The organism is Spongiibacter taiwanensis, from assembly GCF_023702635.1.
Classification (GTDB): domain Bacteria; phylum Pseudomonadota; class Gammaproteobacteria; order Pseudomonadales; family Spongiibacteraceae; genus Spongiibacter; species Spongiibacter taiwanensis.
On the sequence record NZ_CP098455.1, the window covers coordinates 2,054,504 to 2,077,109 of the forward strand.

Annotated in this window: 27 protein-coding genes; 13 read left to right on the forward strand and 14 right to left on the reverse strand. The window is 57.7% G+C overall.

Going from position 1 to position 22,606, the window contains the following annotated elements:
• Positions 1-4: 4 nt before the first annotated feature.
• Genes NCG89_RS09505 through NCG89_RS09525 form a run of 5 tightly spaced genes read right to left on the reverse strand, consistent with a single transcriptional unit; the run spans position 5 to position 4,032 of the window.
• Positions 5-667: an SCO family protein gene (locus NCG89_RS09505; RefSeq protein ID WP_251086289.1), complete on the reverse strand. Its 663-nt coding sequence runs from the start codon at positions 665-667 to the stop codon at positions 5-7.
• The gene (gene cyoE, locus NCG89_RS09510) at positions 667-1,584 is read right to left on the reverse strand and encodes a heme o synthase (protein ID WP_251086290.1); all 918 of its coding nucleotides are present in this window, start codon (positions 1,582-1,584) and stop codon (positions 667-669) included. The genes NCG89_RS09505 and cyoE overlap by 1 nt, the downstream gene beginning before the upstream one ends.
• Entirely contained in the window at positions 1,581-2,636 is a 1,056-nt protein-coding gene (locus NCG89_RS09515) for a COX15/CtaA family protein (RefSeq protein WP_251086291.1), read from the reverse strand. The genes cyoE and NCG89_RS09515 overlap by 4 nt, the downstream gene beginning before the upstream one ends.
• Positions 2,637-2,671: 35 nt before the next feature.
• On the reverse strand, positions 2,672-3,289 hold the full coding sequence (locus tag NCG89_RS09520) for a redox-active disulfide-containing membrane protein (protein WP_251086292.1): 618 nt from the start codon (positions 3,287-3,289) through the stop codon (positions 2,672-2,674).
• The gene (locus NCG89_RS09525; RefSeq protein ID WP_251086293.1) at positions 3,286-4,032 is read right to left on the reverse strand and encodes an SURF1 family protein; all 747 of its coding nucleotides are present in this window, start codon (positions 4,030-4,032) and stop codon (positions 3,286-3,288) included. The genes NCG89_RS09520 and NCG89_RS09525 overlap by 4 nt, the downstream gene beginning before the upstream one ends.
• Positions 4,033-4,083: 51 nt before the next feature.
• Here NCG89_RS09525 and NCG89_RS09530 point away from each other — a divergent pair, with 51 nt between their 5' ends.
• Entirely contained in the window at positions 4,084-4,335 is a 252-nt protein-coding gene (locus NCG89_RS09530; protein WP_251086294.1) for a DUF2909 domain-containing protein, read from the forward strand.
• A gap of 111 nt (positions 4,336-4,446) precedes the next feature.
• Here NCG89_RS09530 and NCG89_RS09535 read toward each other — a convergent pair whose 3' ends face one another.
• The 4 genes from NCG89_RS09535 to coxB are packed head-to-tail and all read right to left on the reverse strand — an operon-like array spanning position 4,447 to position 8,791.
• Entirely contained in the window at positions 4,447-5,427 is a 981-nt protein-coding gene (locus NCG89_RS09535; RefSeq protein ID WP_251086295.1) for a cytochrome c oxidase subunit 3, read from the reverse strand.
• 40 nt (positions 5,428-5,467) lie between these two features.
• A complete protein-coding gene (locus tag NCG89_RS09540; protein WP_251086296.1) occupies positions 5,468-6,037 on the reverse strand; it encodes a cytochrome c oxidase assembly protein in 570 nt (189 codons plus the stop codon).
• Positions 6,038-6,062: 25 nt separating this feature from the next.
• Positions 6,063-7,619, reverse strand: coding sequence for a cytochrome c oxidase subunit I (ctaD, locus tag NCG89_RS09545; protein ID WP_251086297.1), 1,557 nt, complete (start codon positions 7,617-7,619; stop codon positions 6,063-6,065).
• Between the two features lie 11 nt (positions 7,620-7,630).
• Positions 7,631-8,791 carry a cytochrome c oxidase subunit II gene (gene coxB, locus NCG89_RS09550; RefSeq protein ID WP_251086298.1) on the reverse strand — a complete coding sequence of 387 codons (1,161 nt, stop codon included), beginning with the start codon at positions 8,789-8,791 and terminating at the stop codon, positions 7,631-7,633.
• Between the two features lie 471 nt (positions 8,792-9,262).
• On the opposite strand from coxB, the gene NCG89_RS09555 reads away from it, so the two are divergent.
• From NCG89_RS09555 to NCG89_RS09565, 3 genes are all read left to right on the forward strand, one after another.
• On the forward strand, positions 9,263-10,615 hold the full coding sequence (locus NCG89_RS09555; RefSeq protein WP_251086299.1) for an MATE family efflux transporter: 1,353 nt from the start codon (positions 9,263-9,265) through the stop codon (positions 10,613-10,615).
• A gap of 160 nt (positions 10,616-10,775) precedes the next feature.
• Positions 10,776-11,105, forward strand: a complete 330-nt coding sequence (locus NCG89_RS09560) for a hypothetical protein (RefSeq protein ID WP_251086300.1) — start codon at positions 10,776-10,778, stop codon at positions 11,103-11,105.
• 244 nt (positions 11,106-11,349) lie between these two features.
• On the forward strand, positions 11,350-11,667 hold the full coding sequence (locus NCG89_RS09565; protein ID WP_251086301.1) for a hypothetical protein: 318 nt from the start codon (positions 11,350-11,352) through the stop codon (positions 11,665-11,667).
• Here NCG89_RS09565 and NCG89_RS09570 read toward each other — a convergent pair.
• On the reverse strand, positions 11,664-12,587 hold the full coding sequence (locus tag NCG89_RS09570) for a LysR family transcriptional regulator (RefSeq protein WP_251086302.1): 924 nt from the start codon (positions 12,585-12,587) through the stop codon (positions 11,664-11,666). The genes NCG89_RS09565 and NCG89_RS09570 overlap by 4 nt on opposite strands.
• Positions 12,588-12,692: 105 nt before the next feature.
• Between NCG89_RS09570 and NCG89_RS09575 the strand changes: the two genes are divergently transcribed.
• From NCG89_RS09575 to NCG89_RS09615, 9 genes are all read left to right on the forward strand, one after another.
• On the forward strand, positions 12,693-13,283 hold the full coding sequence (locus NCG89_RS09575; RefSeq protein WP_251086303.1) for an FMN-dependent NADH-azoreductase: 591 nt from the start codon (positions 12,693-12,695) through the stop codon (positions 13,281-13,283).
• Between the two features lie 34 nt (positions 13,284-13,317).
• The gene (locus NCG89_RS09580) at positions 13,318-14,166 is read left to right on the forward strand and encodes a pirin family protein (RefSeq protein ID WP_251086304.1); all 849 of its coding nucleotides are present in this window, start codon (positions 13,318-13,320) and stop codon (positions 14,164-14,166) included.
• Between the two features lie 202 nt (positions 14,167-14,368).
• Positions 14,369-14,782 carry a CBS domain-containing protein gene (locus tag NCG89_RS09585; protein WP_251086305.1) on the forward strand — a complete coding sequence of 138 codons (414 nt, stop codon included), beginning with the start codon at positions 14,369-14,371 and terminating at the stop codon, positions 14,780-14,782.
• Positions 14,783-14,814: 32 nt separating this feature from the next.
• Positions 14,815-15,639 carry an alpha/beta hydrolase gene (locus tag NCG89_RS09590; protein WP_251086306.1) on the forward strand — a complete coding sequence of 275 codons (825 nt, stop codon included), beginning with the start codon at positions 14,815-14,817 and terminating at the stop codon, positions 15,637-15,639.
• Positions 15,640-15,641: 2 nt separating this feature from the next.
• Positions 15,642-16,361, forward strand: a complete 720-nt coding sequence (locus NCG89_RS09595; protein WP_251086307.1) for a ZIP family metal transporter — start codon at positions 15,642-15,644, stop codon at positions 16,359-16,361.
• Between the two features lie 14 nt (positions 16,362-16,375).
• Complete coding sequence (locus NCG89_RS09600) at positions 16,376-16,996, forward strand: GNAT family acetyltransferase (RefSeq protein WP_251086308.1); 621 nt, start codon at positions 16,376-16,378, stop codon at positions 16,994-16,996.
• Entirely contained in the window at positions 16,996-17,187 is a 192-nt protein-coding gene (locus NCG89_RS09605; RefSeq protein ID WP_251086309.1) for a hypothetical protein, read from the forward strand. Before NCG89_RS09600 ends, NCG89_RS09605 begins: the two co-directional genes overlap by 1 nt.
• A 125-nt stretch (positions 17,188-17,312) precedes the next feature.
• Positions 17,313-18,527 (forward strand): saccharopine dehydrogenase family protein, encoded by a 1,215-nt coding sequence (locus tag NCG89_RS09610; RefSeq protein ID WP_251086310.1) that lies wholly within the window; start codon positions 17,313-17,315, stop codon positions 18,525-18,527.
• A 13-nt stretch (positions 18,528-18,540) separates the two neighbouring features.
• A complete protein-coding gene (locus NCG89_RS09615; RefSeq protein WP_251086311.1) occupies positions 18,541-18,954 on the forward strand; it encodes a CBS domain-containing protein in 414 nt (137 codons plus the stop codon).
• On the opposite strand, the gene NCG89_RS09620 is transcribed toward NCG89_RS09615, so the two are convergent.
• The 4 genes from NCG89_RS09620 to NCG89_RS09635 all read right to left on the reverse strand — a co-directional run bounded on the left by NCG89_RS09620 (position 18,943) and on the right by NCG89_RS09635 (position 22,556).
• Positions 18,943-19,704 carry a TIGR01458 family HAD-type hydrolase gene (locus tag NCG89_RS09620; RefSeq protein WP_251086312.1) on the reverse strand — a complete coding sequence of 254 codons (762 nt, stop codon included), beginning with the start codon at positions 19,702-19,704 and terminating at the stop codon, positions 18,943-18,945. The genes NCG89_RS09615 and NCG89_RS09620 overlap by 12 nt on opposite strands.
• Positions 19,705-19,734: 30 nt before the next feature.
• Positions 19,735-20,115, reverse strand: a complete 381-nt coding sequence (locus NCG89_RS09625) for a SpoIIAA family protein (protein WP_251086313.1) — start codon at positions 20,113-20,115, stop codon at positions 19,735-19,737.
• 117 nt (positions 20,116-20,232) lie between these two features.
• The gene (locus NCG89_RS09630) at positions 20,233-20,457 is read right to left on the reverse strand and encodes a YheV family putative metal-binding protein (protein ID WP_251089377.1); all 225 of its coding nucleotides are present in this window, start codon (positions 20,455-20,457) and stop codon (positions 20,233-20,235) included.
• A 56-nt stretch (positions 20,458-20,513) separates the two neighbouring features.
• Positions 20,514-22,556: a M3 family metallopeptidase gene (locus NCG89_RS09635; RefSeq protein WP_251086314.1), complete on the reverse strand. Its 2,043-nt coding sequence runs from the start codon at positions 22,554-22,556 to the stop codon at positions 20,514-20,516.
• Positions 22,557-22,606 lie beyond the last annotated feature (50 nt).

A 22,606-nucleotide genomic window follows, 5' to 3' on the forward strand; every position in this document is an offset into this window, starting at 1 on the left:
TTCTTTAGTAGTGTTCGCGAATGGTGAGGAAGGTGCGCTTGAGGCGGCTAATTTCCAGCGGCGCTTTGAAAAAACCCATTGAATGTCCCTTGGGATTAACCAGCGCCACATTGGCGCTGTGATCCACCAGGTAGCTGTCACCGCCGCCCGGGACTTTGGCAAAGGGAATATTCAGCGCCGTGGCAAAGCGGTGAATCTCGAGAAATTCGCCGGTCACCCCGCGAAACTCCGGGTGGAAGAATTCAAGATAGCTGTGCAGCTGCTCGGGAGTATCCCGGGCCGGGTCAACACTCACTAGCCAGATCTGGGTGTCTGCCTGCACCGCCGGGTCCAGCTCCTGATAGAAGTTCTTCAACTGGGCCAAAGTCGTCGGGCAGACATCAGGGCAGTAGGTAAACCCAAAAAACAGCAGATTCCATTTGCCTTGCAGGGAGGCTGGGGTGATCTCCTGACCCTGATCGTCGACCAGGTCAAACTTGGGCAGCAGGCGGGGGTTTTCGTAGAGATAGGCGCCTTCTGCCTTCAGCTCCTCCACGGTCATTACCCGGGCCTTGGTAAAGGCATAGAAAAAACCGCCAACCAAAACCGCAGCCACGGCAATGATGACCGCCACGGTGAGCCGAATGCCACGCCGCTGTTTGGCGCTGTGGGTGTTGGAACCAGCCATTATTGTCTGACCTCGAAGACGGTGACAGCGGGGTACAGGTAGTGATCCAGCAGCATCACAATGAACAACGCCATCAGGTATACGATTGAGTACTTGAAGGTGGCCATCGGCGCCTTGGGATTTTGCCCACGTATCAGCACAATCGCCCAGTAAATAAAGCCCGCGCCCAAACACACCGCGCCCAGCAAATACAGCGGGCCGCTCATGCCGGTGGCAAAGGGCAGCAGGGTGACCACGAACAGCAGCAAAGTGTAAAGCAGGGTGTGCAGCTTGGTGTAGCCGATGCCGTGGGTGACCGGCAGCATGGGAATATCCACCTTGGCGTAATCATCCCGACGGTGAATGGCCAGCGCCCAGAAGTGGGGGGGTGTCCAAACGAAAATAATCAGCACCAGCAGCAGGGCGTGGCCGTGGATTTCACCGGTAACCGCAGTCCAGCCCAGCAGCGGCGGCGCCGCCCCAGCAATACCGCCGATGACAATATTCTGTGGGGTGGCGCGCTTGAGAAACAGGGTGTAGACCACCGCATAGCCCAACAGGGAGGCTAGGGTCAGCCAGGCGGTGAGGGCATTAATGTAGATCAGCAATACCGCCATGCCCGCGACACCCAACACCCCGGCGAATAGAGCGGCATTTCGGGTTGGCAGGCGGCCAGTGGCGATGGGGCGATTCTTGGTGCGCGCCATGATCAGGTCAATGCGGCGGTCCACCAGATGGTTGACGGCGGCGGCCGAGGCCGCGCACAAGGCAATGCCCAGATTGCCGAGAATCAGCACGCGCAGCGGCACCATGCCCGGCACGGCCATAAACATGCCGATCACCGAGGTGAGCAACATTAACAGCACCACATTGGGCTTGCAAAGTTCGTAGTAGTCCCGCCATGAAACGCTGGCGGTAGCAGCTGCCTGAGTGCTCATATGCGCACGCTCCCCTGCTGAACCTTGGCGGTCAACAGCAGATAATTAAGTGTCACCATGGTCAGCAGCAAAAGTGCCCCGACCAGATTGTGGGTCACGGCAACCGCAATGGGAAAGCCGAACACCACATTACTAATACCCAACAGTATCTGTGCGATCAGCACCACCAGTATGGCGGTGGCAAGACGCCGGGCCGGGGCGGTGGCCAGCGCCCGCAGGCGGAAGATTAACAGCAGCAGCACCACGGTGGTAATAATGGCTCCCACGCGATGGCTGAAGTGAATTGCCACCCGCGCCGCATTGTCGAGCTGTCCGCCCAGATAATTGGGTCCGATATGCTGGAACACATTAAAGCCATTTGCAAAGTCCATCGGCGGCATCCAGCTTCCCTGACAGATGGGAAAGTCCGGGCAGGCGATGTCGGCATAGTTGGAGGTCGTCCAGCCACCCAGGGCGATCTGACCAATCACCACCAGCAGCGATAGCACGGCAAGGGGCCGCAGGCTGGTCAGCAAGCTCTTCTGGGCTGGCTGCAGGCGCCAGCGGTGGTTGTTTAACCGCAAACAAAGCAACCACAGCAGACTAATGGTGGTAAAACCGCCAAGCAGGTGGGCGGTCACCACCTGGGGCCAGAGCTTCAGGGTGACAGTCCACATACCGAACATCCCCTGCAGAATGATAAAGCCCAACAGGAACAGCGGCAGTTTTACCGGCTGGTTCGGGTCGGTGCGACGACGTCGCAGCGCCATGGCCGCAATGGCAATGGTGAACAGACCGAGGCTGGTGGCCAGGTAACGGTGCACCATTTCCGGCCAGGTTTTGTCGTGCTCAACCGGCATGTCGGGGTAGGCCTCGTTGGCCGCAACCACTTCATGATCCTCATTTGGCCACAGAATGTGACCATAGCAACCGGGCCAGTCCGGGCACCCCAAACCTGCGTCGGCCAAGCGGGTAAATACCCCCATGCCCAACACAATCACTGCTACCAGGCAGGCTATCAATGTCAGCCGGAACCCTGCCTTGCGCTCGGTTGCCAAATTAAAAAATCCCATCGTCGTTTACCAAAACCAAAAATTGTTACGCCCGGCTATTTCAGTAGCCGCTTCATATCTTTCAATACATCTTTGCCCAGGGCGGCCAATTCCAGCTGGTCGGTATTGGCAGCGCGGTAGTACATCATTGCCCAGCCCAGCGGATCGACAACATAAAAGGCACGCGGATCTCGCGGGTTGATCTCAAGATGCTCAAAGGCCTTGAGAAAGGGGCTGGCGGGGGCATAAAGAATAGTCATGTCTTCATGTTCGCGCTCGAGGAAGTCCCGCAGCGATGGCGACACCGTGCCATCGAGGGCGAGATACACCCGCTCGACCCGGTTGGTCTTTTTGCCAAGGGCGATGTGGGTCTGGCGGGTCAGATACAGCATTTTCTCGCAGGCACCGCGGCAATCCGTGCCGCCGACCACCACAAACAACCAACGCGAATCGGGCAGATCAAACATAAACTCGCTGCCATCGTTGCGGCTCAATTGCAGCTCCGGCAGCGGCACCGGTGGGCGAATGAGGGTGCCCCGGTTTACGGTGCCAAAGTTAATGACATTTTCTTTGGCCATCAGGAACAGGATGCTGGACAGCACCACCACCAAAACCGGAATCGCCAGAATCAGGGCCACCTGTTTTTTGCTGGTGCCAGGATTTACGTCGCTCATGAATTCTCGTCGCTCGATGTTGTTTTGCGCCGCAACAGCGCCAGGATGTTGCTATTGCGGCATAGAAAAATGATGGCCAGTACCAGCGCCATACCAAACCATTGCACTGCGTAGCCGGTATGCTTTTCCGGACTGACGTTCACCACAATGCGTTGAATACGCAGGGCGCTGGGGCTCTGATCATTCAATTGCAGCACGGTGGGCAGCAGGGCGGGCATTTCCTGCTGCAGCGCCTCAACATCCAACCATTGCTGCAGGCGGGGCCACTGATCCTGCGCCATCTCGCCCAGGCTAAAGGGCTTGTCCTCGCCCAGATACAATTGCCCGCGCAATTCTACCTCAGTTGCAGGAAAAGTGACCTTGGGCAATTGTCGACGACTGGGGTCGCCGGCAATCCAGCCCCGGTCAACCAACACGGCACCACCGTCGCGCAACTGAAACAAGCCGATGACCTGGTAGCCGAACTGGCGCTGCACAATGCGGTTGTCGAGCAGCCAGTAACGGTTGGGGTCAAACATGCCCGCGGCCAATACCGGCTGATAGTTGGGATATTGGCTTAAGGTGGACAGCGCCACCGGCGCCATTTGCTGGCGCTGCTGGTAACTCTCCAGCAGCGCCGATTTCTCATCGGCCCTGTTGAGCTGCCACATGCCAAGACCCACCAGAATCGGCAGAAACAGCACGATAGCCAGAAGTGACTTCCAGTCTAGCTGCCATCTGAAGCGGGTCGGGTGTGGGCTCATTAATCGTTGGGGTTGTGTATACTGCGACCAAGTCTTTGGAGGTGAAATGCTATGTGGCTGAAAGTCGTCATCATGATTCTGTTTGTTGCCCTGGTCATCAGCCTGTTCAGCGGCCTGTTCTTTCTGCTGAAGGATCAGGGTAAAACCATGCGCACCTGGAACTCACTCGGCGTTCGCCTGATACTTGCCACCTTGCTGATGGGCTTTCTGTTTTACGGTGTTTACACCGGCCAACTCGGCTCGAACGCGCCCTGGGATCAACGCTATCTCGACAGCGGCGACGCCGTACCCCAAGCTGACTAAAACCTTTCCCTTTCTGGCAGAGCAACGCAAACTCACCCGGCCCTTCAAACAAGAGGCCGGGATCGACTGCTCGACGCCCGGCCTCCTTGCTAACCGCTGTTTTCTGTTGGTTTACATGATGTAGACAAACAGGAACAGGAATACCCACACCACATCAACAAAGTGCCAGTACCAGCTAGAGGCCTCGAAGCCGAACTGGTCGTTGGCGCTGAAGTGGCCCTTGCGGACTGAGCGCAGCAATTGCACCAGCAGCATGAAGGTACCCATAGCCACGTGGAAACCGTGGAAGCCTGTCAGCATAAAGAAGGTTGTGCCGTACACACCGCTGTTCAGACGAATGCCGTACTCAACAATGGCTTCGTGATATTCCTTGTATTGCAGGAACAGGAAGATCACCCCGAGAACCACGGTGATGGTCAGCCAGGTGTTGAACTTCTTGCGGTCATTGTTCTTGATGCCCATGTGAGCAATGTGACAGGTGAAGCTCGACGCCAGCAGGATGATGGTGTTGTAGAGCGGCAACCAGTGACCGATGTTAGAGAAGCCGGGGAAGGAGAGGTGCTTCTCAGAGCCGGTAAACTCACCCGCATTGGCCAGGTGACCTGCAGCGGCCTGGGCCTGAACACCACCGATGGCATCCTGAGGCGTGTTCATCAGCGGCCAGCTGTATTCAAAGCCAGGCCACAGCAGCGAGTTCATGGTGCCTGCACCTTCACCTGCCAACCAGGGACCAGCCAGGTTACGGATGTAGAACAGCGCGCCGAAGAAGGCGGCGAAGAACATCACTTCTGAGAAGATAAACCACTGCATGCCAATCACGTAGGACTGCTTCAGCTGGGCACTGTTCATGCCGGCACGGTTTTCGGTAATGGTGGTGCGGAACCACACATACAGGGTTCCAAACAACCAGGCCAGGCCCGCCGCCAGAATGAAGGAAGAGTTGCTCTCTTCGCCTGCGCCGTAGCTGTGGTGGTTGATTACGCTGGCTGCGCCATAAACAGCGGTAACCAGACCGATGGTTGCACTTACAGCAAGCTTACTACTCTCTGGCACGTAATAGGTTTCGTGCCCGGTATTGCTTTGACCTGCCATTGTTACTATCTCCGTTTTCTCGCGAGAGAAACTTCTCTTCCTAATTCGACGCGGCGGTTACAGGAGCCTGCTTGGCCGCCATCTCAGTTATATCAAAAATCGTGTACGACAGCGTGATCACGTGAATGTCTTTGGGCAGATCCCGGTCGACAATAAATTGCAGACCCAGGTCAGCCGCTTCACCGGCACCCAGCGGTTGCTGGTTAAAACAGAAGCATTCCGTCTTGTGGAAGTACTCCGCCGCCCTTGAGGGGACGATGCTCGGAATCGCCTGAGACACCATATCGTGGCCCTGGGTATTCTTTGCAAAGTAGGTCACCTGGGCAGGCTCGCCAGGGTGAACCTCGACCTGACTGGTGTTGGGCGCAAACTCCCAAGGCATCAGCTCATTGTTCTGTGCAACAAACTGCACTTTAACCACTCGGCTGGTATCGATTGCACTGTCTACAACCTGGTACCGGCCACCGGTTTTTCCGTTGATCCCAAGTACTTCGCACAAGGCGTTGTACAGCGGCGGCATGACCCACATGGCAAAGACAAACATGGCCACCGACAGCACCAGTAGCTTGCCGGTGGTTTTGATTACCTTGCCATTCAATGCTTGCGCCATGCCGCCCTCTATCGCACCAATCGCGTTACTTCACTTCCGGTGGAGTGGTGAAGGTGTGGTACGGCGCAGGGGAGGGAACTGTCCACTCCAGCGTCGTTGCACCTTCCCAGACCTTGTCGGAGTTCACTGGCTTACCGTGGGTAATGGTCCGCACGATGTTGAACAGGAACAGCAACTGACTGGAGCCGTAAATAAACGCACCGATGGAAGACATCATGTTGAAGTCTGCAAACATCAGGTTGTAGTCGGGGATACGACGGGGCATACCTGCCAGACCCACAAAGTGCTGGGGGAAGAAGGTCAGGTTGAAGCCCAGGAAAGACACCCAGAAGTGCACCTTACCCATGGTTTCGTTGTACATCTTGCCGGTCCACTTGGGCAGCCAGTAGTACACGGCTGAAGACAGGGCGAAGATCGCACCGGCCACCATGGTGTAGTGGAAGTGAGCAACAACGAAGTAGCTGTCGTGGTATTGGAAGTCAGCGGGCGCAATCGCCAGCATCAGACCGGAGAAACCACCCACGGTGAACAGGAACACCTTGGCGATAGCAAACAGCATCGGCGTTTCAAGGGTAATGGAGCCCTTGAACATGGTGGTGATCCAGTTGAACACCTTGGCCGCCGTCGGTACCGCAATCAACATGGTGGCGTACATGAAGAACAGCTCACCGGCAATCGGCAGACCCACTGTGTACATGTGGTGAGCCCACACGATGAACGACAGGAAGGCGATCGACGCCGTGGCGTAAACCATCGAGTCGTAACCAAACAGCGGCTTGCGAGAGAAGGTCGGAATAACCTCAGACACCACGCCGAAGGCGGGCAGAATGATGATGTATACCTCGGGGTGACCGAAGAACCAGAACACGTGCTGGAACAGAACCGGGTCACCGCCACCAGCGGCGTTAAAGAAGCTGGTACCGAAGTGAATATCCATCAGCATCATGGTGACCGCGCCAGCCAGTACGGGCATTACTGCCACCAGCAGGAAGGCGGTGATCAACCAGGTCCAGACAAACATCGGCATTTTCATGTAGGTCATGCCGGGCGCGCGCATGTTCACTACAGTAGCGATGATGTTAATGGAACCCATGATGGAGGAGATACCCATGGCGTGAACCGCGAAGATGAAGAAGGTCACGCTCGGCGGTGCATAGGTAGTGGACAGCGGTGCGTAGAAAGTCCAACCGAAGTTAGGACCGCCGCCTTCCATGAACAAGGTCGCTGCCAGCAACGCGAAGGTTGGCGGCAGAATCCAGAAAGACCAGTTGTTCATCCGGGGCAACGCCATATCTGGCGCACCGATCATCATCGGGATCATCCAGTTGGCCAGGCCCACGAAGGCCGGCATGATGGCGCCAAACACCATCACCAGACCATGCATGGTGGTCATCTGGTTGAAAAACTCGGGCTGAACAATCTGCAAACCGGGCTGGAACAGCTCGGCGCGAATGATCATCGCGAAAGAACCGCCAAGCAGGAACATGGCGAAACTGAACCACAGGTACATCGTTCCGATGTCCTTGTGGTTGGTGGTAAATAACCACCGACTGAAACCTTTAGCAGGTCCGTGAGCACCCATGGTGAATCCTCCTACTGACCTTTCTTGAATTTGTAGATATCAACTGGCTGCAACATGTCGCCCATATTGTTGCCAAACCCGTTGCGCTGGTAAGTGATAACGGCTGCGAGATCGACCTCGTTCAGCTGAGTACCAAAGGCCTGCATGGCAGTCCCGGGCACACCGTTAACCAGCACATCAATGTGATCCTTAACCGGACCGGTCGCGATGGGGCTGCCTGCGATGGCTTTACCCACGCCGCCTTCACCGTTGGCGCCGTGACAGGCCGCGCAGGAGCGGTCATAAACGCCCTTACCGCGAGCAACCAGCTCGTCCATGGTGAACTCTTTGGACATCAGCTCTTTCAGCTCAGCCACTTCGGCCTGCTTCTTGCCCATCCACTCCTGGTATTCGGCATCGGTGACCACGTTAACCACAATCGGCATAAAGCCGTGGTCCCGACCACAAAGCTCCGCACACTGGCCGCGGTATACGCCGGTCTCGGTGGGCATGGTCCAGGCTTCGTTGATAAATCCGGGAATCGCATCGCGCTTCACCGCCAGGGCAGGAACCCACCAGGCGTGCAGTACGTCGTTTGCGGTGACCAGGAAACGAATCTTTTTGTTCACTGGCAACACCAGCGGCTCGTCCACTTCCAGCAGGTAGTTGGAGCCTTTCTCTTCGGTGTTACCAATTTCCGCCTTGTCAGTCAGCAGGTTGGAGAAGAAGCTGACATTGTCGCCGTCGGGATTGATGTACTCGTACTTCCACTTCCACTGATAGCCAGTGACCAGAACATCGACTTCAGCGTCGTCGGTGTTGTAGATCTCGATCAGGGTGCTGGTAGCCGGTACTGCCATGAAGATCAGCAGGATGAAGGGAACAATCGTCCACGCGATTTCAAGCTTGGTATTCTCGTGGAAGGTCGCAGGCTCCTGATGACGCTCTTTGCGGTAAGCAAATACCGAATAGAACATCACACCAAAAACAACGATACCCACAACCACACAAATCCAGAAAACGAACATGTGCAGGTCGTAGATCTTCGCCCCTACCTCAGTTACGCCAGGCGTCATATTGGTCTGCCAACGCTGTGCCGGTTCGGCAGCCCAGACGCCTGAACTCACCAGGCTCAACAGCATTAGCACAGGACTAAGCGCCAGCTTTGACAGCCGTTTCGCTTGTTGAAGCATCTCCCGTGTCTCCGTGTACAGTTTAAAAAACCCTTGGCGCATCTCTGCGTTGGCCGTGAACTTTCCATCCTGCTGAAGGAACAATTTTTTATCATTAGCTTCTAAACAGGTCGGGCAAGACTTTGGGCGCCGCACAGCGATGCGGTTGACCGTTCTTGTTATCCCGGGAATTTTGCTCAGCGACACCACGCCGTGGCTTTGGGTGCGACAAAACGCCGCAATTATAAACACGATCACCTAGTCAAGGCTACTCTAGAAACCCAGCCTCAATGGGCCCCACCCCCCGAAATCGCCCGTCTCTACTAGGTCAAGGGGACAATCTGGGAAACAGCCACAACATCTTGGGAAACAAAGGATTACCGTTGGGGTAATTTTCATCTTGCCGCAGGCTTGGCCTGGCTGATAATCGGCACGGCAACGGTGCATTTTTCTTTTACACTGGCGCTTTTACTGAGGCCGACAGACTCGCCAATGCCGACTCCACCAACACGCTCACACCGCGACCACCGGCGCCAGATCTGGCAACTTGCCTGGCCGATGATTCTGGCCAACCTGTCAATTCCTGCCCTAGGGCTGGCCGATACCGCCATGCTGGGCCACCTCAGTAGCGGTCAGTTTCTGAGTGCCGCCGCCCTGGGCAGTAGCGTGCTGACCTTTATCTTCTGGAGCTTTGGCTTTCTGCGCATGGGCACCACCGGCGCCAGCGCTCAGGCCGACCCCAGCGGGAGCAGCGCAGTGCTCGCAAAGGCACTGATGCTGGGGGGCATCCTCGGCCTGCTGATTGCACTGCTGCACCTCCCTCTTACCAAATTTGCCCTTGCCCTGATCAACACCCCCGATTCGCTTCGCCCGCTGGCCGAAGAGTATTTGAGCATTCGCCTGCTCAGCGCCCCGGCGGTGCTGTGCAGCTACGGCATTAGCGGCTGGCTGATCGGCCAGCGCAACACCAAAGCCCCACTGGCCATTGCCGTGCTGATCAACAGCCTTAACATCCTGCTGGACTACCTGTTTATTGTGCAATGGCAGTGGCAAAGTGCCGGCGCCGCCTGGGCCAGCGTGTGCAGCGAAATGGCGGGCCTGGTTATTGGTCTGGTCATTTGCCGGCGGGCCTTAGGCGAACTGGGTCGACAGGGCTGGCGCGGCGTATTGCAGGCGAGGCAGAGCGGCAAACAGTTTCTCGCCGATAATGGCCGCATCTTTATCCGAACCGCCGCGCTGCTGTTTGGCTTCTTGTTTTTCACCGTGCAAGGTGCCGGACTCGGCGACGAAATCCTCGCCGCCAACGCCATTTTGCTGCAGCTGGTGATGGCCAGCGCCTACGGCATGGACGGCTTTGCCCATGCCGCAGAGGCCCTCTGCGGCCGCGCCTTCGGCCAGCGGGATCGGCGGGCATTTTTCGCCATGTGCCGAGCCTGCGCCGAGTGGTCTTTGCTCAGCGCCGCCCTGGCCACCCTGATTCTGGCATTGCTCAAACAGCCCATCATTCACACCATGACCGACCTGCCGGCACTGCGCTTACTGGCCGGCGAGTTCTACCCCTGGATGCTGGCCTTTCCGCTGATCTCGGTGGCCAGCTACCTGTTTGACGGCATCTTTATTGGCGCCTTGCGCACCCAAGCCATGCAGTGGGCCATGCTGCTCTGCGTTTTTGGTATCTACCTGCCCTGCTGGTACCTCACCCAAAACTGGGGCAACCACGGACTCTGGCTGAGTTTTGCCTGCCTCAATGGCAGTCGCAGCCTGATTATGCTGGGGCTGTTCCTGCGGCTCGGTCGCGCCTCGCATTGGCAGCAGAGCGAAAATAATATTCAGACCCCATCCTAAAACCCCGGCAAATAGCGCCGATTTGTATCGAAATTCTTCCAAGACACACTCTAACACCAAATATTATTGGCAATTGAGCAAAATCTTCATCGCAAGTAGTGCACACAATGCTATTTTTGTGTATTTTAGATTCCAAGACCTCACTACTATCGCCCAGCTTATGAACACAATCGCCAAGTCCACACCCAAGCTGTTCGCACTGCTGATTGCGGTGGCACTGCCTTCGCTGGCAAGCGCCCACTGCCCCCAAGAAGCCACCGCCGGTGCGCCCCACATCCCTGAAATCGGCGAGGTCAGTTACGAAGAGGTCAAAGCACTTGGCGCGGAAGTTAAACGCTACCTGAGCCGTGCCGGGTTAGCCTTATCCCAGTGCGAGCCCCGCGACGACACCTTTCTCTACAATGCTGCCGTTGCCGAGCTCGAAGACGTCGCTGAGCGCTATAACCGCCTGACCGACGCCTACAATCGCTCAATCGCCACCCGCGACTGATACACCCGGTAACACCCCCTAACTTCACTTCCTTCCCCTCTGGTCAACAAGACAGTGGCCGTCATTTTGTTCAAAACCCGCGCCATTCGCCGCCTGCGGCCCACTTTTCACGCCCGGAAATCTTGACCCACCCCGTTGCCAAAACTGATTAGCATGCATACAATGGTCAAAGTGTGTATTTAGGTATCACTTTTTTAGAAACATTTTTCAAACGTTCCCACCGAGATTATCCAGGAGTAACACCATGAAATCCGCAGCCTTCAGCATCATGCTAGTCGCGTCGATCGGTGCCTTTTCTCATCACAGCCTGGCCGACTGTTCCTTTATGGCCATTGCCGGCGCCCCCAAAATGCCGGAGCTGATTCCAGAACCCGCAGAAATGCGCGCCCTGCAAGTTGAGATGCAAGAATTCGTTACCCGTGCGGAATCACGCCTTGAGGTGTGTGAGAAGCGCGCTGAACCCGTCCTTTACAACATGGCTGTCAGCCGGCTGCACGACAAAGTCGACCGCTTCAACGCCATTGCTCGCCGCTACAACTCGGTTGTTCTGGCTAAAAACTAAGGCAGGTCTGGGCGGCTCTGGCAGTCGCTCTCTAAGCGCAGGGCCGCGGCCCTCACCAAGGCCTCTGCGCGAAGGGCTGCCGGACCCGCCAATTCACGGTCCGGCATCACCACAAACAGATCGGCAAACCGCTCGCCCCCTTCCAGCAAATCCAGCGGCTTCAACTCACCAGAACGCAGCTCGGCATCCATCGCAATCATAGGTAACCAAGCAAAGCCGATTCCGGCCGCGGCAGCTTGTACCGATACATCAATCCGACTCACCGTCAGCCGCTGAGCCGCATCCAGCCAGCCCGAATCGCGACGTTTGCGGGCACCGGAATCCCTGACCACCAATTGGCGATAGGGTCGCAGATCGCGGAAATCCAGGGTTCGCTGTAATTGATGCAAGGGATGATCCCGATGAGCCACCGCCAGAAAGCGGACTCGCATCAGGTGCTCACCGACAAAGCCCGGCGGCACAATGCCCGTAATTGCCAGGTCGCAGCGCCGCTCCAGCAGGGCCTCTTCCGCGCCACTGAGCACGGCTTCGATGTACTCCAGCCGGGTATCCGGGCATTCCGCCGCCAGGGACTTCAGGCAACTCAGCATCGACGCGGTCGGAAACAGGGCGTCGCCGACAATCCGCAACTGGGGCTCCCAGCCAGCGGCCACCGAGCGCGCGCTCTTTTCCAGCCGCAGCGCCTCATCCAGCAGGCCTCGGCCCCGCCGATACAGGCTTTGTCCCGCCTCGGTGAGCACCGCCCGCCGCCCCTGAATCTCAAACACCGCAACCCCAAGCTGCTCTTCCAGCTTTTGCACCGAGTAGGTGACCGCCGACTGACTTTTATGCAGCACCTCGGCAGCCCGGGCATAACTGCCTTCATCCACCACCGCCAGAAAGCAGTGCCATTGATCCAGGGTTGTACGAGGTCCGGCCATATTTCATCTAATAAATTGATTGGTTAAAGCATATAAATGCGCTTTTTAAACAAAAAAATCAATTGTTAAATGAACCCATCGACGCCCAAACAGGAGCAAGCAGACATGACCACCATTCTTCATATCGACAGCAGTGTGTTCGGCGAGCAGGGTAAATCCAGCCAGTTGGCGGCAGAATTTGTTCGCCGCCACACCGAGGCCAACGTGATCCACCACGATCTGGACAAACACCCCATTCCCCACCTGAGCGGCGCGCGCTTCAGTGCCTTTACCACTCCGGCTGAAAAGCGCAGTGCCGAGCAGCGGGAGGTGGCTGCCTTCTCGGATCAGTTAATTCAGGAGCTGCGCGACGCTGACACCGTGGTGCTGGGAATGCCGCTGTATAACCTGGGTGTACCATCCACCTTTAAAGCCTGGATTGACCACGTTGCCCGGGCAGGCGAGACCTTTCGGTACACCGAAAACGGCCCCAAAGGTCTGCTGGACAACAAGAAAGTGCTGGTCTTTGCCGCCAGAGGCGGCCAGTACCAGGGCACCGAACTGGATACCCAGAGCAGCTACTTGCGGCATATCTTTGGCTTGATGGGTATCACCGATATTGAGTTCATCTATGCCGAGGGCCTGAACATGGGCGATGCCACGGCTAGCGACGCCCTGGATGCCGCCCGCGAGGCCATAGCCGCCAAAGCGGCCTAAATTTTCACTGTCATCGTGAGAGAGGAGATTCGCAATGAGCCAACGAAAAGTGGACCGAATCATCAATGCCATCAACACGTCCGATGGCGCCGGGGTCAAACTGCGCCGCAGCCTGGGTCAGTCGGCCATGGCCCGCCTCGACCCCCTGCTGATGCTGGATGAATTTTTCTCCGACGAGCCTGCAGACTATCTGGCCGGGTTTCCCTCTCACCCCCACCGGGGCTTTGATACGGTGACCTACATTCTCGATGGCCATATGCTTCACGAAGATCACCTGGGCAATCAGGGTGACCTCAAGTCGGGCGGGGTGCAGTGGATGCGCGCGGGGCGGGGCATCATCCATTCCGAAATGCCCCAGCAGACCGCCGGACGGATGCGCGGCTTTCAGCTGTGGATCAACCTGCCTGGCAGAGAAAAAATGGTGCCGCCCTGGTACCGGGACGTGCCCGCCGAGGCGATTCCCGAATACGACCTGGGTGGGGACAGCCGCCTGCGGCTGATTGCCGGTGAACTGGCGCTTGGTTCAGGCGCCATCACCGCAGCCATCGGCGAGCCTTTCACCACGGCGCCAATCTACGGTGACCTCCATCTGGCGCCAGGCCAGGTGGAGCTGGCCTTACCCGGCAGCCACAACGCCGTGGTGTATGTTTACGAGGGTGAGGTCACCATCGGTGAGCAGACGGTTTCCAGTGGCCAAGCCGCGCTGCTGAGCCAGGGCGAGTCTCTGCCGCTTAGCACGGAGGCGGCCAGTCGCGCCCTGTTGATCGCGGCAAAACCTATTGGCGAGCCGGTGGTACAGTACGGACCCTTTGTGATGACCAGCAGTGCCGAGATCGAGCAGACCCTGCGCGACTACCGGGATGGCCAATTGGCGCTGCCCTAACGGCCCCTCGTCCAGGTGGGCCGATAAAATAGCGCCTCGCCAAAAAAGGCGTAGACTTAATATAGCGGGGCTTGCCACTTTACCAGGACCTGTTAACACTCATTGGATGATCGGTAAAACCATTGGTAGCCATCGCCGCTACCAATTTTTACCTTTGGATTGACCGACTTATCATTCCCCATCGTCAGATAAGGAGTAGGGTATGAATACGAATTTGTTGGCTCGAGACATCATGATCAGCCCACCACCAAAGATCCGCTCGGGGACCTCATTGGGCGAAGTAGTGGAAAGCCTGCGCAAGCACCGTCTGGGCGGCATTCCAGTGGTTGATCATCACAACAAGGTCGTCGGCTTTGTGTCAGAACAGGACTGCATTCACACCATGCTGGTAAGCAGTTACCACTGCGAAGGCATGCCCACCGTCGACGATGTGATGCACAGCGAGGTGCTCTCGGTCGACCCCAATCGCTCGATCGTCGACATCGCCCAGGAAATGGGCAAGAACCGGCCGAAGTCCTATCCCGTCATTGAGGACGGCGTCCTTGTCGGACTTCTCACCCGGGGCGCACTGCTCAGCGCGCTGTGGGAAAATCGCGCTGTGTGCGACTCAGGCTAACCCATCCGCTCCGCACCCAGGAGCACGGTCTAGTGCTGCTCCGCACATTGGCCTGCTGCGCCGCACTGTGGCTGCTGTCTATTGAGGCGGCCCTGGGCGACACGCTGCGAGACCTTCCCTACGGCCCAGCCGCCAGGCAGCGAATAGATGTGTACTTGCCCGATCAGCCAACCATTGGCCGCCCAGTACTGGTGATGGTGCATGGCGGCGCCTGGCGCTTTGGGGATAAACGCCACCGGGCAGTATGGCAGCACAAGCGCGACCGCTGGGTGGCGCAGGGTTGGGTACTGGTGTCGGTAAATTACCCCTTGCTGCCAGCCACACCACCGGATCAACAACGCCAGAGCCTGGCCATGGCCCTGCAAAAAATTGTGCAGCTGGCACCAGGCTGGCAGGCCGACCCGGCAAAGATGGTGTTGATGGGCCATTCTGCTGGCGCGCACCTGGTATCCCTGCTCGCGACCACCGGCTCTGAATCAACTCCCATTGCCGGTGCTGTCTTGCTCGATAGCGCCGCGCTCAACCTGCCGCTGCTCATGTCGCAGCGCCACCCCCGCTTGTATGACCACGCCTTTGGCGATGACCCAAACTACTGGCGGGAAAACTCCGCCTATCATGCCTTGGACCACGCCAAGCCCGATGGCGCGGTGCCGATGCTGTTGGTGTGCTCGCGCAAACGTGACAACAGCTGTCCCCAGGCAAGCAGCTTTGCCGCAAAGGCCCAACAGCTCGGGATCAGGGCTGAGGTGTTGGCAGAAGACCTCAGCCACGGCGACATCAACTCCCAACTGGGGCTGGACAGTGGCTATACCCAGCGGGTAGAAGAGTTTCTATTTTCACTGCTGGACCACCTCTGAATATGATTGACCTCCCCTGGATGATGTTGCTCTACAGCAGCGCGGCCGGCAGCTGCATTTTGATCGGCGGGCTCCTGGCCATCATCACGCGTTTTCAGCAGCACTGGTTGGAACAGGAATTTCGTCATTTTGTTATCGCCCTGGGCGGCGGCATTCTGGTCGGCGCGGTAGCAATGGTATTGGTGCCCGAGGCACTGGAGGGCTTGAATCACAGTCTCTGGGCGCTGCCGCCCTTTATTGCTGGGGGGCTGATCTTTTTCATATTGGAGAAGCAGCTCAGTATTCACCGCCGCAGCGCCCCCCAGCTCACTGGCATGCTGCTGGATTACTTGCCCGAGTCGCTGGCACTCGGCGGCATTATCGCCAGCGGCTCCAGTGAGGCCGGCTTGCTGGCACTGTTGATTGGCCTGCAAAACCTGCCCGAGGGCTTCAATGCCTTTCGGGAGTTACAGGAAGCCGGTCAAGCTCGTCGCAAAACCCTGGGCCTGATGGCGGCACTGGTGCCGCTCGGGCCGCTACTGGCCATGTTGGGTTACACCGTGCTGGCTGGGCAGGACACCGCCCTGAGCGTCATTTTGCTGCTCGCCAGCGGCGGCATTCTGTATTTAATTTTTCAGGATATTGCCCCCCAGGCGAAGCTGGAGCGCCACTGGGCACCACCGCTGGGTGCGGTTTCCGGCTTTGCCCTGGCCATGCTCGGCACACTGCTCACCCACAGCTGATACCATGTGGCCTTATGCATATCGACGACATACCGCTCGCCAGCCAGGGCACACGCATTTCGCTCACTGCCGTTCACGGCGACGGCCTGCTGCCTTATCTCGATGACTTGGCGGCGCTGCGTATTGCGGTGTTCCGCGAGTGGCCTTATCTCTACGAGGGTAACCTCGGCTACGAGGCAAACTACCTTGGGCGCTACGCAGCCTGTTCCGATAGCCTGACCCTGCTATGCCACCACGGCCCAAAATTGATTGGCGCGTCCACTGCGCTACCAATGGTCAACGCAGAGGAAGACATGCAGGCCCCGCTGTTGCGGGCGGCGATTCCCCTCGACCGCGTACTTTATTATGGCGAGTCATTAATTCTGCCCAGCTATCGCGGTTTCGGGCTGGGCCGGCAATTTTTTCAGTATCGGGAACAACATGCGCAGCAATTGGCCGTGGATATCGCCTGCTTTTGCGCCGTGGAGCGGCCCGATGCTCACCCGGGCAGGCCGCCGCATTACCGCGGCAACGATGCCTTCTGGTTGCGCCAGGGTTATCTGCCCACCAGTATGATCTGTCAGTTTGATTGGCCTGACATTGGCGAAAATGCCACCTCGACCAAACCCCTTCGATTCTGGATTAAGCCGCTGTGATGACTGCTACCCGCAATTCTTTGTTGCCCCGTGCCATTTTACTTATCCTGACCGGATTCAGTTTGCTCAGCGCCTGTAGCTCAGGCCAGTTTGACAGTGAGCGGGAGTGGCGCCTGCGCGAATGCGAAAAGTTGCTCTATCCCGAAGACGTTAGAAGCTGCAAAGCAGCAACACCCGACTATGTTGAATAAACCGTTGAGTACACCGAGCCGTTGAGCAAACCGCAGGGCTGAATAACCAGCGCGGCACCAAAGGCGAACCATTGCTGCTACAGTTCATCAAATACCGGTAAGCCCATTTTTCTAGAGGGTACCCCATGGAAGAAGCCAATTATGACCTTATTGTATTTGGTGCCACCAGCTTTGTAGGCAAGTTGTTGTGTCGGTATCTGAGCCAAGTCGAAGAAACACCCCCGCTGCGCTGGGCCATGGCCGGACGCTCCCAACAAAAGCTCGACGCGCTGCGTGGCGAGCTCGGTCAACCCGACCTCGATATCCTGGTGGCGGATGCCGCAGATGAAGCGGCCCTGTTGGCATTGTGCCGGTCGACCCGCTTGGTCGTCAGCACCGTAGGTCCCTACGCCCTCTACGGTGAAACCCTGGTGAAATGCTGTGCCAGCAGTGGTACGGACTACTGCGATCTCACCGGGGAGGCCCAGTGGATCGCCAGAATGATCGAGCGTTATCAGGCCCAGGCCCGTGAAAGCGGCGCTCGAATGGTTCATTGCTGCGGTTTTGACTCCATTCCATCCGACCTCGGGGTGCTCTACACCCAGCAGCACGCCCTTCACCGACTTGGCGAATACTGCAATGAAATCAGCATGCAGGTTGTCAGCGCGAAAGGCGGCTTTTCAGGGGGCACGGTTGCCAGCCTGATGAATCTGATCAATGAGGTCCGCCGGAACCCGTCGCTGAAGAAGAAGATGATCGACCCCTATCTGCTCAGTGAGCGACCTGCTACCCCTGTGCGCCAGCCCTATGTCAGTGGCCCCACCTTCGATCCGGTGTCTGGCAAGTGGCTAGCCCCCTTTATGATGGCCGCCATCAACAGCAAAATTGTACTGCGCAGCAACGCCTTGCTGGACTACCGCTACCGCGAGGATTTTCGCTACTCGGAGGCCATGGCCACCGGCCGTGGACTCAAAGGTCGAATGAGCGCCTGGACCGTGACCGGAAGCCTGGCCGGAATGATGATCGGCGGAGGCTTCCCGCCCACCCGCTGGCTGATGAACCGCTTCCTGCTTCCCGCCCCCGGTGAGGGCCCCAGTCCGAAGCAGCAGGAGGAGGGCTATTTCAAGTTGCGCTTTTACGGCGTCACACCCTCTGGTCAGCGCATCGCAACCGAATTCTATGGTGACCGGGACCCCGGTTACGGCGCCACGGCCAGAATGCTCGGTCAGGCGGCCCTCTGCCTGTTGCGGGATGACCTCAACACCGCTGGCGACTTTTGGACACCCGCCAGCCTGCTGGGTAACGCCCTGCTGGACCGGCTGCAGAAGCATGCCGGCATTCAACTTCGCATCCTCGACTAGGAGCTAAGGCGGCATGAAGGTAGAGGAGGTTATGACCCGCAAGCTGGTCACAGTGGAACCCGACGACAACCTGGGCTTGGCCAGGGATATTTTTCAACGCACCGGCTTCCATCACCTGTTAGTGCAAGAAGAGGGCAAGCTACTGGGGGTCGTATCCGACCGGGATTTACTGCGCGCCATTAGTCCCCATATCGGCACCCTGGCCGAAACAGAGCGGGACCTGGCAACGCTCAATAAAAAAATTCATCAGGTGATGACCCGCAAGTTGGTCACCCTGCCACCGGATGCCCAGCTCGCTGACGCCGTGGCCGCCATTAACCGCCATCCCATCTCCTGCATTCCCATTTGCAACCACAAGGGCGAGGCCATCGGTATCGTCACTTGGCGAGATTTACTGCGCGAGATGGAGCATCACTTACGGGCTTAGTGAATCATCAAGATGGGCGACTAACTCGCCCAATCGATCAATACAGGGGAGGCCCGGCACCCGTTGTTCGTCGCCGGGACAAAACTTGCCAGTGCGACTCAGACAGGCCTGCAGCCCGGCATCCAGCGCACCGACCACGTCGCTATCCACGTCATCACCCACCATCATCACCTCAGCGGGACTGAGCCCCAGCTCACTGACCACGCTGTGATAAAAGGCGGCTGCCGGCTTGCCGATAATGGTTGCCTCGCAAGCAGCGGCGTATTCCAAGGCTTTGACAAAGGGACCTGCATCAAGCTGTAAAGCGCCACCACTGCGAAAATAGCGATTCGCCCCGACCGCCAGCAGCTGCGCGCCGGAGTGCAGACATTGAAAGGCCTCATTGAGCGCAGCGTAGGTGAAGCCTTCGCCGGCATCAAATACCACCACGGCATTGGGCTGACAGGAATCGAGATCGGCAAATTCCTCGGCTAATTCTGGTGTGGCAAGAATGAGTGGGCGAAGCTGATGCGCACGAAGATATTGCTTCACCGCTAGGGGCGCCGTGACCAGCTCGTGGTCTGCCAGCTCAAACCCAAGGCTTCTCAGCTCGGTGGCCACTTGCCTGGCCGTGCGCCGGGAGGTATTGGTTAGAAAGCGCAGCGGCAGCTGGGTTTTGCGCACCGCAGCCATGCCCTCCAGGGCCTGGGGCAGGGCGCTGCCGTCCTCGGTTAACACTCCACCTATGTCGAGCAATAAACCTTTGACCACGCCTTGGTACCCCCGATCATCGCGATGACCTCAGTAGACTTCGGCGTCCTTCTCGGCCACCCAGATCAACGCCTCGTCGCGCTGCAGCGGGGTGAAGTGCTCGATTTCCACATTGGGGAAAAATCGCGCAATTACCGCGGCGGCACGATTGAACCAGCGGCTGTCACCGACCATCGCGGTTCGAGTTATGTGGTTCATAAACCGAAACACAAAGCGCGCTTCCCGCAGGAAACCACGCAGGGTAAACCCTTCAAAATGATCCAGTTCAATGTACATGCCCAACTGATCTTCTTTTTTCAGTTTGGCTTCCATCGCTTTGGCGACGGTTTCCATATCATCCTGGTTCACTTTGCCAGATACCCGCACACCTACCGCATAGGGTGAGGTAATGGGCAACAATTCGAGCATCATAATTCCTCCAGCACACTGCGCTATTTACAGTATAGATAGGATGCGCAGCTTTGCGTTCCGGTTGGAGATGCCTCGAAATTTGGTACTTTTCGTGCTTTTTCGCCACTTTGGCGGCAATTAGTGGTCCCGCCGATGGCGGCCGTCGCCAGGATCGAGCAATTTCACCACGGCGATCTCGTCCTCGTGGGCCAAGGGCTTCTCTCCGACGCGGGGCTGATTAACCCGGGTCTGAACCTCTTCAGGTGAGTTTTCATCATCGCGGATAGACTCTTTGAAACCGCATCGCACACACTCGCGCACCTGCTCGAGTTCAGACACACGATAGAGTACGGTCTTGTCCATCTCTGCACACTTGGGGCACACGGCCCCGGCGATAAACCGTTTTGGATATTGGGTGGTCACGATGTTGCCTCCTGACCGCCGACAATGCCGGCGTGACGCAGCAGCGCGTCATTCGCTGGCTCCCGGCCGCGAAAGTTTTTAAACAGGACGGCGGCGTCTTCTGAACCGCCACGCTCAAGAATCTCCTGACAGAACTTTCGTCCGGCCTCCTGATTCATCACGCCCTGTTCTTCAAACAGCGAGAAGGCATCGGCCGACAGCACTTCTGCCCATTTATAACTGTAGTACCCAGCGGCGTAGCCCCCGGCAAAGATATGGGAGAAGCTGTTCTGGAAGCGATTGAAGGCCGGGGGCTGCAGCACCGCAACCTGCTGGCGAACCTCGGTCATCAGCTCGGCAATTTGCTCCTCGCTGCGGATGTCAGTCTGCATATGCAGACGAAAATCAAACAGCGCAAACTCCAGCTGCCGCAGCATCTGCATACCCGACTGGAAATTCTTTGCGGCCAACAGCTTATCCAACAAGGTTTGCGGCAAGGGCTCACCGGATTGGTAGTGAGCAGAGATTTCCGGAATCACCGAGGCCTCCCAGCACCAGTTCTCCAGAAACTGACTGGGCAACTCAACCGCGTCCCACTCCACGCCACCAATGCCGGACACCCCGAGGGTTTCAACCTTGGTCAGCATGTGATGAAGACCGTGGCCAAACTCATGGAACAAGGTAGTCACTTCATTGTGAGTCAGCAGGGAAGGGCGCTCGCTGGTGGGCGGCGTGAAATTGCACACCAGAAACGCCACCGGCAGCTGCAGCTCGCCAGCCGCGTTGCGCCAGCGGCTGCGGCAGTTTGCCATCCAGGCTCCGCCACGCTTGTTGGCCCGGGCATACAGATCGAGATAAAAGTGCGCCAGGGTTTCGTCGCCGCGACGGATTTCATAGCAGCGGGCATCTTTGTGCCACAGGTCGGCGCCGTCATAGGGAAGGATCTCGATATCGAACAACTGGCCGCAGACCGTAAACAACCCGCTGATGACCTTGTCGACCGGGAAGTAGGGGCGCAGCTGTTCCTGGGAGATCGCGTAGTTGGCCTCTTTCAGCTTTTCGCTGTAGTAGGGCACATCCCAGGCCTGCAGCTCATCGACACCCTGCTCAGCGGCGAAGGCCTTCAATTCTTCCACTTCCGTTTGGGCCATGGCCTTACTGGCGGCCGCGAGGTCTTCGAGAAAAGCCACCACCTGCTCACTAGATTCCGCCATTTTGCTGGCCAGTGAATCGTCGGCATAGTGCCGGAAGCCAAGCAGCTGGGCCAGCTCCTGACGAAGTTGCAGAATCTCGACCATCAACGGGCCGTTATCCCATTTGCCACCATCGCTGCTCAGGCTGGAGGCCCGGGTAACATAGGCCTCGTACAACTTTTGGCGCAGCGCGCGGTTATCTGCGTACTGCATCACCGGCAGATAGCTGGGGATATCCAAGCTGAGACGGTACCCTTCTTCGCCTTTGGCGGCCGCCGCCTCCCGCAGACTGTCCAGCACCATGGCAGGCACTCCGGCCAGCTCGTCGGCATCGGTGACAATCATCTGCCAATGGTCGGTGGCGTCGAGCACGTTGTTGGAAAACTGGGTGGATAATTCACTCAGGCGCTGCTGAATATCGGCAAAGCGTTTGGCTTGTTCCCCCTCCAGCGCCACCCCCGACAACGTAAAACTGCGCAACATATGGCGCAAAGACTGCTGCTGGGGCCCACTCAGCTGGGCGAAGGCCGGGCTTTCCACCAGCTGCTGGACCCGCTCAAACAAAGGCCGGTTCTGACCCATCTCACTGTTGTAGGCAGTTAACAGGGGCAGACAGGCATTGTAAGCATTGCGCCACTGCTCGGTATTGAGCACGCCGTGCAAATGACTCATTGGCGCCCAAAACTGGCCGATCTCATCATCCAGCGACTCCAGCGGCAGCAGCAGGTTTTCAACACCGGGAGGCGCCGGGTCTTGCAGTAAAGCAGACACCTTCTCCCGGGCCTGTGCCAGCAGCGCTTCACATTGCTGAGGCAAGCTGTCAGCGTCCAGAGCAGAAAAATTGGGCAGAGCGTGGTTGGCGGTCATAGAGAAAACCTGTCGAAAAATGAGTTAATCAGTGTACCAAAAGCGGCCGC

Excerpts from the sequence above, each read along its gene's own strand:
- NCG89_RS09505 (WP_251086289.1), bottom strand. The coding sequence starts at position 667 with ATGGCTGGTTCCAACACCCACAGCGCCAAACAGCGGCGTGGCATTCGG.
- NCG89_RS09555 (WP_251086299.1), top strand. The coding sequence starts at position 9,263 with ATGCCGACTCCACCAACACGCTCACACCGCGACCACCGGCGCCAGATC.
- NCG89_RS09530 (WP_251086294.1), top strand. The coding sequence starts at position 4,084 with ATGTGGCTGAAAGTCGTCATCATGATTCTGTTTGTTGCCCTGGTCATC.
- NCG89_RS09570 (WP_251086302.1), bottom strand. The coding sequence starts at position 12,587 with ATGGCCGGACCTCGTACAACCCTGGATCAATGGCACTGCTTTCTGGCG.
- NCG89_RS09525 (WP_251086293.1), bottom strand. The coding sequence starts at position 4,032 with ATGAGCCCACACCCGACCCGCTTCAGATGGCAGCTAGACTGGAAGTCA.
- NCG89_RS09575 (WP_251086303.1), top strand. The coding sequence starts at position 12,693 with ATGACCACCATTCTTCATATCGACAGCAGTGTGTTCGGCGAGCAGGGT.
- NCG89_RS09540 (WP_251086296.1), bottom strand. The coding sequence starts at position 6,037 with ATGGCGCAAGCATTGAATGGCAAGGTAATCAAAACCACCGGCAAGCTA.
- NCG89_RS09625 (WP_251086313.1), bottom strand. The coding sequence starts at position 20,115 with ATGATGCTCGAATTGTTGCCCATTACCTCACCCTATGCGGTAGGTGTG.
- NCG89_RS09580 (WP_251086304.1), top strand. The coding sequence starts at position 13,318 with ATGAGCCAACGAAAAGTGGACCGAATCATCAATGCCATCAACACGTCC.
- NCG89_RS09605 (WP_251086309.1), top strand. The coding sequence starts at position 16,996 with ATGACTGCTACCCGCAATTCTTTGTTGCCCCGTGCCATTTTACTTATC.
- NCG89_RS09565 (WP_251086301.1), top strand. The coding sequence starts at position 11,350 with ATGAAATCCGCAGCCTTCAGCATCATGCTAGTCGCGTCGATCGGTGCC.
- NCG89_RS09515 (WP_251086291.1), bottom strand. The coding sequence starts at position 2,636 with ATGGGATTTTTTAATTTGGCAACCGAGCGCAAGGCAGGGTTCCGGCTG.
- NCG89_RS09630 (WP_251089377.1), bottom strand. The coding sequence starts at position 20,457 with ATGGACAAGACCGTACTCTATCGTGTGTCTGAACTCGAGCAGGTGCGC.
- NCG89_RS09520 (WP_251086292.1), bottom strand. The coding sequence starts at position 3,289 with ATGAGCGACGTAAATCCTGGCACCAGCAAAAAACAGGTGGCCCTGATT.
- cyoE (WP_251086290.1), bottom strand. The coding sequence starts at position 1,584 with ATGAGCACTCAGGCAGCTGCTACCGCCAGCGTTTCATGGCGGGACTAC.
- ctaD (WP_251086297.1), bottom strand. The coding sequence starts at position 7,619 with ATGGGTGCTCACGGACCTGCTAAAGGTTTCAGTCGGTGGTTATTTACC.
- NCG89_RS09595 (WP_251086307.1), top strand. The coding sequence starts at position 15,642 with ATGATTGACCTCCCCTGGATGATGTTGCTCTACAGCAGCGCGGCCGGC.
- NCG89_RS09600 (WP_251086308.1), top strand. The coding sequence starts at position 16,376 with ATGCATATCGACGACATACCGCTCGCCAGCCAGGGCACACGCATTTCG.
- coxB (WP_251086298.1), bottom strand. The coding sequence starts at position 8,791 with ATGCTTCAACAAGCGAAACGGCTGTCAAAGCTGGCGCTTAGTCCTGTG.
- NCG89_RS09635 (WP_251086314.1), bottom strand. The coding sequence starts at position 22,556 with ATGACCGCCAACCACGCTCTGCCCAATTTTTCTGCTCTGGACGCTGAC.
- NCG89_RS09535 (WP_251086295.1), bottom strand. The coding sequence starts at position 5,427 with ATGGCAGGTCAAAGCAATACCGGGCACGAAACCTATTACGTGCCAGAG.
- NCG89_RS09585 (WP_251086305.1), top strand. The coding sequence starts at position 14,369 with ATGAATACGAATTTGTTGGCTCGAGACATCATGATCAGCCCACCACCA.
- NCG89_RS09615 (WP_251086311.1), top strand. The coding sequence starts at position 18,541 with ATGAAGGTAGAGGAGGTTATGACCCGCAAGCTGGTCACAGTGGAACCC.
- NCG89_RS09560 (WP_251086300.1), top strand. The coding sequence starts at position 10,776 with ATGAACACAATCGCCAAGTCCACACCCAAGCTGTTCGCACTGCTGATT.
- NCG89_RS09610 (WP_251086310.1), top strand. The coding sequence starts at position 17,313 with ATGGAAGAAGCCAATTATGACCTTATTGTATTTGGTGCCACCAGCTTT.